We start from the raw sequence: 13,263 nt of genomic DNA, 5'->3' as shown, positions 1-13,263 counted from the left end.
TGAAGACGGTGTCGTGCTCGGGGCCTTGGTCCGCGCCGATCAGAGTTCGCGGCGGACGCGCTCCTTGATCGCTGCGACGGACAGGCCGTAGCGGTCGTGGAGCGTGGGCAGAGCGCCCGCGGCGAGGAACTCATCGGGCAGTCCGACCGGGACGATGCGTGCCGTCTGCTGGGCGAAGGCCAGGCAGGACGCCACGGACTCGGCGAGGCCCCCGACGACGCTGTGGTTCTCGAGTGTCACCACGAGGCGCCCCTTGGCGGCCTCCCGCAGTACCGTCTCGCGGTCGAACGGCTTGATCGTCGGTACGTGGAGGACGGCGGCGTCCACATGGTCGTCCGCGAGTTCCCGGGCCGCGGTCAGGGCACGTACCGTCATCAGACCGGTGGAGATGAACAGGACATCGCGCCCACCGCGCAGTTCCGCCGCCTTGCCGAGTTCGAACCGGTAGTCGTACTCGTCGAGGACCGTGGGCACGGCTCCGCGCAGCAGCCGCAGGTAGGTGGGGCCCGGGTGGGCGGCCAGGGCCGGCACGGCCTGTTCGATGTCCACCGAGTCCGCGGGGTCCACGATCGTCAAACCGGGCATGCCCCGCAGGATGGCCAGGTCCTCGGTCGCCTGGTGGCTGGGGCCGTAGCCGGTGGTCAGGCCGGGCAGGGCGCCGACGACGTTGACGTTCAGCTGCGGCTCGGCGATGTCGAGGCACAGGAAGTCGTACGCGCGCCGGGTGGCGAAGACGGAGTAGGTGGAGGCGAACGGGGTCAGGCCCACCTCGGCCAGCCCCGCGGCCGCGCCCAGCATCACCTGTTCCGCCATCCCCATCTGGAAGAAGCGGTCGGGGTGGGCCTCCCGGAACACGTGCATGTCGGTGTACTTCGCCAGGTCCGCCGAGAGCCCGACCACGTCGGGACGTTCGCCCGCGAGCCGGGCCAGCGCGTGCCCGAAGGGGGCCCGGGTGGTGCGCTGCCCCTCTTCGGCGATGGAGGCGATCATGGCGGACGTGGTGAGCTTGCGTCCCAAGGCCCCGGGCGGCGGGTGTGCCGCCTGAGTCGGCGCTGAGGTGTTCATCGAACGGGTCCTTCTCCCTGGTCGGTTGCGCGGCCGGAGCCGGAATGCGTCCGGTGGCGTTGTGCCAGCTGCTCGCGCGCGAGCTGCCATTCGTGCTCTTCGACCCGCATGAAGTGCGCCTTCTCCCGGGTCTCCAGCATCGGTACGCCGCACCCGATCCTGGTGTCGCACACGAGTACCGCCGGTGATCCGCGGTGCTCGCGCAGACTGTCGAAGGCCGCGACGAGCGCGTCGATGTCGTTGCCGTCCACGCGGATCGCGTGCCAGCCGAACGCCTCCCACTTGGCCGTGACCGGCTCGGTGCGCAGCACACCGCTGGTCGGGCCGTCCGCTTGGAGGGCGTTGACGTCAACGATGGCGGTGACGTTGTCCAGACCGTGGTGGGCGCAGGCGAGCGCCGCCTCCCAGGTGGATCCCTCGTCCAGCTCACCGTCCGACAGCAGGTTGTACACGTGTGCGTCGCTGCCCTGGTGACGCAGTCCGAGCGCCATTCCGGTGGCTACGCCCAGGCCGTGTCCGAGGGAGCCGCCGGAGATCTCCATGCCGGGTGTGTAGGAGGCCATGCCCGACATGGGAAGGCGCGAGTCGTCACTTCCGTAGGTGGCGAGTTCGCCGGCATCCAGCACACCGGCCTCGGCGAGCGCCGCGTACAGGGCGATCGCGTAGTGGCCGATCGACAGCAGGAACCTGTCGCGCCGCGGCCACTCCGGCTCGTCGGCACGGTGGTTGAGAGCGTCCTTGTACACGACGGCCAGGATGTCCGCCACGCCCAGCGCCTGTCCGATGTAGCCCTGCCCCTGGATCTCCCCCATGTCCAGTGCGTGCATGCGGATGCGGTGGGCGGAGTCCTTAAGGGCGCTGACGCGTCGGCTGTGCGGCGCTTGCGATGCGTCCTGCGGGGCGCCTTCGGGGGTAGCGCGGCTGGGCGCCGATGTGGACTGAGCGGACATCGTGGTGGTCCTCGTTTCTGTCAGTGGACTGCGGGCAGGGCGGGTTCGGCCGACGCGGTCACGGCTCGGTCGGCTTCCCGGCGCTCGTCGGCACCCCACGTTTCGCGCGTCACCAACGTCGCCACGAACCCCAGGAGCCCGTAAGCACTGAAGAGAACCGCGGGCCCGGTCCATCCGGTGGCGGAGTAGAGCGCGGTGGCGATCATGGGAGTGAAGCCGGAGACGACCGCGGACAGCTGGTAGGCCAGGGATGTTCCGGCGGTGCGGGTCTTGGTGGCGAACAGCTCGCAGAACCAGGCCCCTTGGACACCGGCCAGCGAGTTCTGGCAGACGGCATAGCTGATCACGAAGGCGATCAGGACGAGTACCGCGGCTTCGGTGTTGACGAGCAGGAAGAGCGGGATGCCCCATACGACGCTCACCGCGCAGCCCAGCAGGTAGACCGGGCGGCGGCCGATCCGGTCCGACAGGCGGCCCCAGAGCGTGGTGGCGGCGACACCGAGAGCCGCGGCGGTCACCAGGGCGATGAGGCTGGTCGTGCTGGAGACGTCGGGAGCGTCGTCGTCACCCAGGTAGGACAGCACGAAGGTGACCGAGACGGCGTACCCCGCGGTCTCCGTGATCCGCAGGCAGAAGGCCCGCAGAACGTTGCGCCAGTCCTCCCGGATCACCGCGAGCAGCGGGTTCTTGACGACCTCACCGGACTCCTTGAGCGCCTCGAACTGGGGAGACTCGTCGATCTTGAGCCGGATGAAGATGCCCACGGCGATCAGTACGGCACTGAGCAGGAACGGCACGCGCCAGGCCCAGGTGTCGTCCAGGGTGTGCCGGCTGAACAGGAAAGCGAGATTGGCGAGCAGCAGACCCACCGGGAAACCGGCCTGGGTGATGCCCGTGTACAGGCCGCGTCGTCGCCAGGGGGCGTGCTCGAAGGTCATCAGGATGGCACCGCCCCACTCGGCGCCGAAGGCGAGCCCCTGGAGCACGCGGACGGCCACCAGCAGGACCGGTGCCCAGACCCCGACCATCTGGTAGGTGGGCAGGCAGCCGATCAGCACCGTCGCGATGCCCATCACGAGCAGGGAGCCGACCAGTACGGGTTTGCGGCCGACCCGGTCCCCGAGATGACCGGCGATCACACCGCCCAGCGGCCGCGCGGCGAAGCCGATCCCCAGCGTCGCGAAGGACAGCAAGGTGGCCGACAACGGGTCGGAGTCGGGGAAGAACACGTCGCCGAAGTAGAGCGCCGCGGCCGTTCCGAAGCCGATGAAGTCGTACGTCTCGATGGTCGCGCCGACTCCGCACCCGACGGCGACTCTCAGACGCTCCGGCGACCCATGGGCCGCCTGCTCCGGCGCCCGCTGCGGCCCTTCGAACTCAGCCATGCCGATCCTCCTTGATCGTAGGCGGGTGCAGCCGTCCCGGGTTTCGGCTGTTGTCTGCCGACTGTTAACAGTCGAGAGAGATGCTGGGCCTGTCGGCGAGACGGTGTCAAGAGCCTCGACCGGAGATCCGGGGTCTACTCGAGTAGCGCCCAGAGGCACGGCAATCCGGCCGTCCGGGCTGCTCAGTCATGCCGACTGTCAACAGACGACAGCATTTCGGGCTATTATGATCACTCGTGCAGTTGAGGAGGATCCAACGGTGTCCGTTCAGGCGCTCTCCAGTCTCACCCGCTCCACAACCCTCCGGGAGCGCGCGCTCGTAGCACTGCGGACGGCCATCACCACCGGCCTGTACCGCCCCGGCGACCACCTCGGGGAAGTGGAGATCGCCGAGCACCTGTCGGTGAGCCGCGGCACGGTGCGCGAAGCCCTGCGCCACCTTCAGCAGGAAGGGCTGGTCACCGCGGGCGCGCGCGGCATGCTGCGCGTCTCCCAGCTGACCCCGACCGAGACGCGGGAACTCTTCCAGGTCCGGGAAGCGCTGGAGGGACTCGCGATAGCGCAGATCATCGCGTCACCGCGTCGAAAGGACGCGGCGGAGGCTCTGCGCAAGGCCCTGAAAAAGCTCCAGGACGCCTTCGAGTCAGGCGCGGATCTGGCCACGAGGGTCGAGGCCGATCTCGGCTTCCACCTCCTGTTGTGCGAGCTGTCCGGCAACTCGATGCTCCTCAAGACCTGGCGGCAGCTCGAGGGGCCGATGCGCGTGGTGATCATGAGCGCCGCGGGCGAACGCCGCGACGTGGCCATGTCCGCAACAGCTCACGAGCCCATCGCCGACGCGATCGCCCGCGGAGACGCCGCGGCGGCCCAGCAGATCCTGCACGCGCACATGGCCTTGGCGGTCGAACAGATGGGCATGCACGCCACTCCCTCATAGACCTGGGCGACATCTCCGCCTCGTCGTCAACCGCCGCGCTCCTCGTATCCGCAGATTGCCGCGACCTTGGCCGCGGAGGCCGAGCTGGTGTCGAACCGGTAGTCGAGCCACTCGCGGGCAAGACGGCGAGCGAGTTCCAAGCCCACCACCCGTTGGCCGAAGCACAGCACCTGGGCGTCATTGGACAGTACGGCCCGCTCGACGGAGAAGCTGTCGTGAGCGGTCACAGCCCGGACACCCGGCACCTTGTTCGCGGATATGGCCATCCCGAGCCCGGTGCCACAGACGAGGAGCGCCCGCTCCGCCTTCCCTTCGGCCACCAGCCTGGCCGCGGTGACCGCCACGTGCGGATACGCGGTGGTATCCCCGACGCTCACCCCCACGTCGACGACCTCGGCGATCCGGCCGTCAGCGAGCAGATCGCTCTTCAGAGCCTCCTTGTACTCCAGGCCCGCGTCATCACAGCCGACGATCAGTCGCAGTGGCTGCTGCTGTCCGGTCATCCCACCTGCTCCTTCGTACGCGTGGAAAGGACTGATTGGACGCACAGGGCGTAGGACACCGCACCGGCGTCGGGTGTGCCGACGCTGCGGGCCGCCAGCGGGCGCGCCCGTCCCGTCTTCGGCACGAGATCCGCGGTGGCCAGGGCAGCGGTGTGGGCTGCTGTCGCCGCCTCGTTCCACGCGCTCCGCAAGTCCGTGCCACGGCCGATGGCGGCCTCCAGGACATCGGCGAACGGCAGGGCCGCGTCCAGCAAGGTCTTGTCGCCAAGGGCCGCCTTGCCGATGGTGACGATGGTGTCGAGCCCGCATCGAACGGCGTCGGACACATCCTGTGCGGTGATGGTGGGCACGACGTCGGTCAGGCGTTCCCCGGCCGCGCGCAGTCCGGCACCCCACAGGGCGCCGGAGGTGCCACCGGCTTTCGCGGCCCAGGCATCGCCCGCGGCGGTCAGCACGGTGGCCACGCCGGCTCCGTGCTCGGCACGTGACGTGGCCGCCTCGACGGCGGCGGTCACGCCCTTGACCATGCCCCGGCCGTGGTCGCCGTCGCCGGCGACCGCGTCGATGCGTCCCAGCTCCTCCGCGGAGCGAGTCAGTGCGGTCCGCATGCTGTTCAGGGCGGCCACGACAGCGGCAGCAGCGTGCCGGGATGCGGGCGTCGCGTGCGGGACCTGTGCGACCTCGACGGGCGCGTCGTCCTGTACTGCCTGAGAGCGCAGTCGGCTCCCGCCTTCCTCCTGGGCAAGGCCGACGAGCCCCTTGCGGTAGGCCGGGGTGTCCGCCGGTGCGCGCCACAGCGATTCCAGCTCCTCGTCGAGGAACGTCACCGTGAGGGAGACACCGGCCATGTCGAGGCTGGTCACCAACTCGCCCACCTCCGGTTCGACGACGGTGAGACCCCGTTCGGCCAGCAGCTTCGAGACCGTGGCCCACAGGACGAAGAGTTCCTCGTACTTGGTGGCACCGAGGCCATTGAGGACCACGGCGATCCGGCCCGCGCAGTTGGCGGGCCGTTCGGCGAGGACACCATCGACGAGCTGGGCCGCCAGGTCGGCAGCGGACGGCAGGGCAGCCTCGGACACCCCCGGTTCACCGTGGATCCCCAGCCCGACGCCCATGCGCCGGTCGGGGACGGTGAAGAGGGGCGTCTGTGCACCTGGCAGGGTGCAGCCGGAGAAAGCCACACCGAGGGTGCGGGTGCAGTCGTTGGCGCGGCGCGCCACCTTCTCGACCGCGTCAAGGTCGTAACCGGCCTCGGCCGCGGCGCCCGCCACGCGGAACACCACGAAGTCCCCGGCGACCCCGCGGCGGCGGTCGAGCTCGGCGGCCGGCGCGCTGGCGAGATCGTCGGTGACGAACAGCACCCGGGCCGCGGTGCCTTCGGCGGTCAGCCGCTGGGCGGCGCTGGTGAAGTTCAGGACGTCGCCCGCGTAGTTGCCGGAGAGGATCAGCACCCCGGCATCACCGGCGGCGGCCTTCGCCACGGTGTAGGCCTCCTGCGCGGAGGGCGAGGTGAAGATGTTCCCGACCACAGCGCCGTCGGCGAAGCCACGGCCGACGACGCCGCAGAAGGCCGGGTAGTGCCCGGAGCCGCCTCCGACGACGACGGCCACTTTGCCCGGTGGAGTCTCCCGGGCACGCACCACGCCACCGGGCACACCGGCGACGTAGCCGGAGTTGGCGTCGAGGAATCCGGCGAGCATGTCCTCGGTAAAGGTCGCCGGATCGTTGAACAGACGGGTCACTGGTCCTCCTCGCCGCCGTGCCCGTTTCCGGTGGCTGCGTGCAGCAGCGCGGTACGGGCTGCCGTCACTTCGGCATCCTTGCTGGCGAACGGGCTGTTGTGGGTCTCCAGCTCCAGGACGTACGGGCCTTGGTAGCCGGAGGATTCCGCGGCGTCGAAGAACCGGGCGAAGTCGATACCGCCGTGGCCGATCGCACGCCGTATGTCACCGGCTACAGCGTCGCGCAACTGCACATGTGCTATCTGGTGGGCGCGTGGCGAGAACGCCTCTGCCGGATCGACGCCGCCTGCTGCGACGTGCGAGGTGTCGAACACCAGCGGCAGTTGGGCGCCCAATCGGTCGGCCAGGTCGAGCGTGGCGGCCAGCCGGAGGTAGTGCGGTGCCTCGACGGCGACCCGCACCCCGCATCGCTGTGCGACGGTCGCCGCCTCGAGGGAGCCCTCGACGACCTGGGCGAGCCGTGTCGTGACGTCACCGGCACTGCTGCTTTCGGCCCCGGCCTCGAAAGCACCGCCGGGCAGGATGAGCAGAGGTGCACCGACCGTGGCGCAGAACTCGGCCAGCCTTGCTGTACGGCTCAGGACCACGGCGGCGTCCTGCTCGTCGAAGGACTGGGGGTCCGCGTTCAGCGCGAGCGGCTTCAGGCCGCTGGCCCGCACCGTGGCCGCGGCCCTCCGCAACTTCCCGGTTTCGCCGTCGGGGCAGATGTGTTCGCACAGCCCGCGCAGCGCGACGAGGTCGACGGCGCCCGCGCCGAGCTCGGCGATCCGTTCCAGGGCGGGAGCCAGCTCAAGGTGCCGGAAGCAGACGGTGGACACACCGAGGCGCTCGGCGATGGTGCGCCCTGTCGGCGCTACGACAGACATGACAGGTCCTTCCGGAACGGGTCCTCGGGATGGGACGTGCCGCGGCGGTCAGCGACGGAACGAACGTAGGTACCCCGAAGAAGACCTGTCAACGAATTGGTCCAACAAATTCCAGAGGCCGGCGCACACAGCAGCTCCGCACCGACTCTCAGTTCCGCAGAGCGCGAAGGATGTCAGTCCGCGGTCTCGCCGGTGACCCGTCGCCACACTTCGTAGTGGCGCTTCACGGCAACCATCGCCGCGTCAGGGTCGCTCGCGGCGATCGCGTCCGCGATCTCCTCGTGGATCACGTCCGTTTCCCGGCGACGCGGTGTACTGCCGACCCTCAGGTCCTCAGCCTCCCAGGCGGTGCGGCGCCGATTGTGCAGCAGTCCGCGCAGCGCCGCCGACAGGCCGTCGGTGAGCAGGTCCAGCACCGGGTTGTCGGCGATCCGGTAGAGCAGGCGATGGAACTCGTAGTCGGCGTTGTCGCCGCGTTCGACGTCGTTCGCCGATGATGCCGCGTACATCTCGTCGATCTGGGCGCGCAGTCCCCCGACGTCCTGGGCTGTGGCACGCTCCGCGGCACTACGGACGACCGCCAGTTCCAGCATCTCCCTGGCCCGCTCCAGCTCGGCCGTGGAGATCTGGCCGAACCGCACGGCCAGACTGAAATACAGCCGGGCGAACGCCGGGTCGGGCGCCTCGACATAGGTCCCGCTGCCCTGCCTGCGCCGCACCATGCCCATCGCCTCAAGGGTGGCCAGCCGCTCACGCAGAGCGCCACGGCTCACCCCCAGGCTGGCCCCCAGTTCACGCTCCGTAGGCAGTCGCCCGGAGGTCCCGTCCATGGTGGCCTGGGTCAACAGGTTCACCAGAAGCTCGGTCTCCGAGTCCATGCCCGACCCCTCCTCGCCCTGGCGGGCTTCGACGCGGCGCCCAGCCAGTCGTGCTGGGGCACGCAGCAGTGTATTGGTTGTACCAATGTACGCTTGCGCTGCCCCGAAGAGGCAGACCGCGAATTGGTCCAACCAAACCTCGGCGTCAGCCGGTGTGGTCCGGAGGCGCGGTGGAGTCCCTGGTGACCAGCCGCGCGGGCAGCAGCCGGGTGGCCGGTCAGATGGTTCACCGCCAGCCGGGACGCCTCGATGTTGTTGACGGCGACGAAGCTCGCTCCGGTGCCCAGCGTCCGGGGCGGCGTACTCGCGGACCGCTACGGCGCCCGGCTGCCACTGCTGGTCGGCTACGGCCTGGTGCGTCGTGTCCGTCCTGGTCGCCGTCTTCGCCCTGCCGGCATCGGTCGATTACCGTGAGGCCCCACTGGTCCAAGACCCCCTTGGCGACGCGCAAGCCGGAGTACACATGAGTCTGGCCCTGGATCCGTCGATGGCCGACGCGTTGGCCGCGGTCTCGGTCACGCCCGACGACGTCGTCGAGTGCGTGCCGCTGACCGGAGGCACGTACAACGCGGTGACGAGGGTGGTGCTGCGCGACGGGCGGCGCTGGGTGGTGAAGCTGCCGCCGCCCGGGAACAGCGGAACGACGCTGACGTACGAGCACAATCTGCTGTACGGGGAGAGCGTCTACTACCGCGCCGCGACCGAGGTCTCCGGCGTACCGGTACCGCACGTGGTGCACACGGGGCTCGGCCCCGAGCCACCGCTCGTATCGAGTCTCATCATGGCCGAGTGTCCCGGAACTCCCTGGCACGAGACCGACGAGAGATTGGCTCCGGACAACCGGGCCGGACTTCGCGAGGAGTTGGGGTACCTCGTCGCCCGGCTGCACACGGTGACAGGTCCTGGATTCGGTTACCCTTCCCGGCCGTTCGAGTTCCCCGCTTCCTCGTGGCGGCGGGCCTTCACGGACATGACCGACGCCGTCCTGGACGACGCCGAGCGCTACGGCGCCCGGCTGCCCCGGCCCGTGGCGACCGTGCGCACGGTGCTCGCCTCGGCCGCGGACGTCCTGGATGACGTCACCCGTCCCGCGCTCGTCCACTTCGACCTGTGGCAGGGCAATCTGCTGCTCGACGGCCCACCGGGAGAGCGGACCATCGGCGGGATCATCGACGGCGAGCGGATGTTCTGGGGCGACCCGGTCGCCGAGTTCGTGTCCCTCGCCCTGTTCGGGGACATCGAACGGGACGAAGCCTTCCTCACCGGATGCGCGGCGGCGGGCGGCGCCGTGGAGTTCACCGATTCCGCACGCCTGAGGCTTGACCTCTACCGCTGCTACCTGTATTTGATCATGCTGGTCGAGACCGTGCCCCGCCGGTACTCGCGCGAGCAGCGGGCGTGGACCTGGACGCACGCGGGACGGGCACTCGTGGCGGCCCTCGACGCGGTGGGCTCGGCCGTGTCGGGCCGAGCGTGATCGCCGCTCACCGTGCGACCTCTCAGTCCCGCATGACCTCGGGTTCGTGCCGGCGCAGCAGGCGGGCCACCGTGAAGCCGCAGACCAGCCCGATCGCCAGGAGCACACCGAGGTCGATGCCCCACTGGGTGACGGTGTGGGCCCACAGCGGGTCGATATCGTCCGGCTTGTTGAGATCCCAGGGCGGCATGGTGTGCGCGAGGTCGAGCGTCGTCCCGGCGCCCGCGACCGCCCAGCGGGCGGGCATCAGCCAGCCGATCTGTTCGATGCCCGGAGAGGCGAACAGCTTGAAGAGGACCCCGGTGAAGACGACCTGGACGACGGCGAACATCACGAGCAGCGGCATGGTCTTTTCCGCTGTCCTCACCAGCGCGGAGATGACCAGGCCGAACATCATCGTGGTGAAGCCCAGCGCGCTGATGACCACGCAGACCTCGACCGCAGTGGGCATGAGCAGCCCCTGGGCAGGCAGCTGACGGACGGAGAACCCGATCACGCAGATGACGACACCCTGCATCGCGGTGATCAGCCCGAGGACGATCACCTTCGACATCAGATACGCGGATCGGGACAGCCCCGTGGCCCTCTCGCGTTCGTAGATCACCCGTTCTTTGATCAATTCACGTACGGAGTTGGCCGCGCCGGAGAAGCACATTCCGACGACCAACACCAGCAGAATGGTTCCGGACTCCTGGTTGTAGCGGTAACGGCTGTCGGGCGGTGGTGGGGCGAGTCCGTATGGCGCCGGGATCAGACAGCTCACCCCGCCCAGCACGGCCGGGAGCAGCAGCATCAGCGCCATGAAGCCCTTGTCGGAGGCGATGACCGACACATAGCGGCGCATCAGCGTCCACAACTGACCGATCCAGCCCTGTGGTTTGGGCTTCAGGGCTCGCGCGGCCGGCTGGGCCGCAGGCGCGCCCGGCTGTTGCGGCGGTTCGGCCGAGTCGATCTCCGCGACGCACCGGTCGTACTGCCGGGACGCCAGCCAGCGCCCGCCCCAGTCGTCGTCGCGATGGTTCTCGAAGGCGGAGAACACATCGGCCCAGCTTTCGTGACCGAAGAAGTCCAGGGCCTCGCCCGGGGCACCGAAGTACGCCACGGAGCCACCGGGAGCCATCACCAACACCCGGTCGCACAGGGCCAGTTCGGCGACCGAGTGCGTCACCACCAGCACGGTGCGGCCGTCATCGGCGAGCTCCCGCAGCAACTTCATGACATCACGGTCCAGGCCCGGGTCCAGACCGGAGGTGGGCTCGTCGAGGAAGAGCAGGGAGGGCTTGGTCAGCAGTTCCAGGGCGACGGACACCCGTTTGCGCTGCCCGCCGGAGAGCGAGGCGACCTTCTTGCCCCGGTGAACGTCGAGTTTGAGCTCCTGGAGCACCTCGTCGATACGGGCCTTGCGCTCGGCCGCCTTGGTGTCACCGGGAAAGCGGAGCCTGGCGGCATACTTCAGAGCGACGTCGACGGTCAGCTCCTTGTGCAGGATGTCGTCCTGCGGGACGAGGCCGATACGGTGGCGCAACTCGGCGAACTGGGCGTAGAGATCACGGTGGTCGTAGAACACCTGGCCACGGTCCGCGGGCCGGTAGCCGGTGAGGGCGCGCAGCAGGGTGGACTTCCCGGAACCCGACGGCCCGATCACCGCGACCAGCGACTTCTCGGGGACGCCGAAGGAAACGTCGTCCAGGATGGTCTTGCCGCCCCCGACGGTCACTGTCAGGTCGCGGGCGGTGAAGGTGACCTCCCCGGTATCGACGAACTCCTCCAGCCGGTCCCCGGCGAGACGGAAAGTGGAGTGGCCGACCCCGACGATGTCATGCGGGCCGATGACCCGGCGGCGGTCCACGGGCTGCCCATTGACATAGGTGCCGTTGTGACTGCCGAGGTCGACGATTTCGAAGCGGCCACCGGGCAGGGGCCGGAACTCCGCGTGGTAGCGGGAGACATACGGGCCCTCCACCACGAGTTCGTTGTCCTGCGCTCGACCGATACGCAGCCGTTGTCCCAGGACGAATCGGTGGACGCCCGAGGGTTCCCGGTCGATGGAAAGGGTCGCAGCGGCTCCACGGGGCTCGGCTGTGGGTCCCTCGGGCCGGTGGGTGTCCCGGGCCTCTCCCTGGGGCGGCCCCGCGGCCGGCCGAACATCAGCACGCGCCTGATCGTCGCTCACCGCCGCCGACGCTCCGGTGAAGTCCAGCCGCGTGCCGGTGGAGACGTCGCCCAGCCGGACGATCGAACCGTGGCCGATCTCGATCCGCTGAATACGGCGCCCTTCGGCGAACGTGCCATTCGCACTGTCGAGATCTTCGATGACCCACGTTCCGCCGTCGCAACGGATCACGAGGTGGCGCCGGGAAACCCGGCGGTCGACGCACGAGATGTCGGCCTGCTGATCGCGCCCGATGGTGTAGCTCCGGGACGCGTCCAGGGTCCAGGTGCGTCCATGGGCATGCAGTACAAGTTCCGGCACGTCTGTCCTCGTGGAGTCGGTCAGCCGGTGTGCGGCCCGGTCCGGGGCACATCAGCACGTCGATCATGGCCGCTGTGGAAGAGGGCTCGGGACATGCGGAGGTTGCGCGTCATGACACGGATCCGGGAATCCGTACCGCGTACCGCGCCACCGAGGCGGTGCGTGTAACAGGACTGTATTAGGGGGCGGTTGGACTGAACGGTTCACCGGCCGGTTCGATCTTGGTGCTCAGAAACGCCCGCTCGTACCGACTCGTACGAGCGGCCGGCACCCCCAACCGATACTGAGGAAGAAACGATGCGCGTTCACAAGCTCACCTTCGTCGCTCTTGCCGTTGCCGCGGGTCTCTCACTCACGGCCTGCCAGAACGACGACGGCACGGAAAAGAGCGACCCGTCCTCCGCATCCTCCGCGTCTTCCTCGGGCGGCGGTTCGGGGCAGGGCGGTGGGAAGGAATCCGCCGGGACCGGCTCCGACGAGAACGGCCAGGTCGGCAAGTGCCGCACCGACGAGCTGGAGATCACGGCGGCGGACCGCACCATCGACGGCGACGGCGAGGGCACCGTCGCCGTGACGCTGAAGAACGGCGGCGGCCGGGACTGCGCGATCTCCGGGTTCGCGGGCGTCGACCTGAAGACCAGCGAGGGGTCGCTGTCCGCGAAGCGCAGTGGCCAGTCGGCCGACCCGCACACCCTCAAGGACGGGGAGTCGACGTACTTCGGCGTCAACTACCCGATCAACGACTCGGGCGGCTCCGGCGTCCGCATCACGGGGCTCGTGGTGACCCCGCCGAACGAGACGAAGTCGGTCACCCTCGACTGGCCGGGTGCCAGCACACTGCCCGTCACGGACGGTTCCGGCTCCCCGGTGAAGGTCGGACCGATCGGGGGCATCGGTCAGGGCGGCTGACCCGCACGTCCCAGGGTGCTCGGGTCGCACCACACCGCTGCCCGAGCACCCGCCAGTGCCGCCGATGGCAGCGGG

General features: G+C 69.3%; 11 protein-coding genes. 3 read left to right on the top strand and 8 right to left on the bottom strand.

Annotation, left to right across the window (positions count from 1 at the left end):
* Nucleotides 1–39: 39 nt before the first annotated feature.
* From SSOG_RS43510 to SSOG_RS43500, 3 genes are read right to left on the bottom strand one after another with little or no spacing between them, the layout of a single operon-like run.
* The gene (locus tag SSOG_RS43510; RefSeq protein ID WP_009720706.1) at nt 40–1,065 is read right to left on the bottom strand and encodes a transketolase family protein; all 1,026 of its coding nucleotides are present in this window, start codon (nt 1,063–1,065) and stop codon (nt 40–42) included.
* Nucleotides 1,062–2,015 carry a transketolase gene (locus SSOG_RS43505; protein WP_078510544.1) on the bottom strand — a complete coding sequence of 318 codons (954 nt, stop codon included), beginning with the start codon at nt 2,013–2,015 and terminating at the stop codon, nt 1,062–1,064. The genes SSOG_RS43510 and SSOG_RS43505 overlap by 4 nt, the downstream gene beginning before the upstream one ends.
* Before the next feature lie 20 nt (nt 2,016–2,035).
* On the bottom strand, nt 2,036–3,400 hold the full coding sequence (locus SSOG_RS43500) for an MFS transporter (RefSeq protein WP_009720704.1): 1,365 nt from the start codon (nt 3,398–3,400) through the stop codon (nt 2,036–2,038).
* Nucleotides 3,401–3,659: 259 nt separating this feature from the next.
* On the opposite strand from SSOG_RS43500, the gene SSOG_RS43495 reads away from it, so the two are divergent.
* Nucleotides 3,660–4,337 carry a GntR family transcriptional regulator gene (locus SSOG_RS43495; RefSeq protein WP_009720703.1) on the top strand — a complete coding sequence of 226 codons (678 nt, stop codon included), beginning with the start codon at nt 3,660–3,662 and terminating at the stop codon, nt 4,335–4,337.
* A gap of 26 nt (nt 4,338–4,363) precedes the next feature.
* Here SSOG_RS43495 and SSOG_RS43490 read toward each other — a convergent pair whose 3' ends face one another.
* From SSOG_RS43490 to SSOG_RS43475, 4 genes are all read right to left on the bottom strand, one after another.
* Nucleotides 4,364–4,840 (bottom strand): ribose-5-phosphate isomerase, encoded by a 477-nt coding sequence (locus SSOG_RS43490; protein WP_009720702.1) that lies wholly within the window; start codon nt 4,838–4,840, stop codon nt 4,364–4,366.
* A complete protein-coding gene (locus tag SSOG_RS43485) occupies nt 4,837–6,585 on the bottom strand; it encodes a dihydroxyacetone kinase family protein (RefSeq protein WP_009720701.1) in 1,749 nt (582 codons plus the stop codon). The genes SSOG_RS43490 and SSOG_RS43485 overlap by 4 nt, the downstream gene beginning before the upstream one ends.
* Nucleotides 6,582–7,451: a sugar phosphate isomerase/epimerase family protein gene (locus tag SSOG_RS43480; protein WP_009720700.1), complete on the bottom strand. Its 870-nt coding sequence runs from the start codon at nt 7,449–7,451 to the stop codon at nt 6,582–6,584. Before SSOG_RS43480 ends, SSOG_RS43485 begins: the two co-directional genes overlap by 4 nt.
* A 173-nt stretch (nt 7,452–7,624) precedes the next feature.
* Nucleotides 7,625–8,329, bottom strand: a complete 705-nt coding sequence (locus SSOG_RS43475) for a FadR/GntR family transcriptional regulator (RefSeq protein WP_039940169.1) — start codon at nt 8,327–8,329, stop codon at nt 7,625–7,627.
* Between the two features lie 463 nt (nt 8,330–8,792).
* Between SSOG_RS43475 and SSOG_RS43470 the strand changes: the two genes are divergently transcribed.
* The gene (locus SSOG_RS43470; protein ID WP_009720698.1) at nt 8,793–9,806 is read left to right on the top strand and encodes a phosphotransferase family protein; all 1,014 of its coding nucleotides are present in this window, start codon (nt 8,793–8,795) and stop codon (nt 9,804–9,806) included.
* A gap of 22 nt (nt 9,807–9,828) precedes the next feature.
* Here SSOG_RS43470 and SSOG_RS43465 read toward each other — a convergent pair whose 3' ends face one another.
* Nucleotides 9,829–12,279 (bottom strand): ABC transporter ATP-binding protein/permease, encoded by a 2,451-nt coding sequence (locus SSOG_RS43465; RefSeq protein WP_039940167.1) that lies wholly within the window; start codon nt 12,277–12,279, stop codon nt 9,829–9,831.
* A gap of 297 nt (nt 12,280–12,576) precedes the next feature.
* Between SSOG_RS43465 and SSOG_RS43460 the strand changes: the two genes are divergently transcribed.
* Entirely contained in the window at nt 12,577–13,188 is a 612-nt protein-coding gene (locus SSOG_RS43460) for a DUF4232 domain-containing protein (protein WP_009720696.1), read from the top strand.
* The last annotated feature ends 75 nt before the right edge of the window (nt 13,189–13,263 follow it).

This window comes from Streptomyces himastatinicus ATCC 53653 (assembly GCF_000158915.1).
GTDB lineage: Bacteria > Actinomycetota > Actinomycetes > Streptomycetales > Streptomycetaceae > Streptomyces > Streptomyces himastatinicus.
This window is presented reverse-complemented; position numbering and strand designations above follow the sequence as displayed.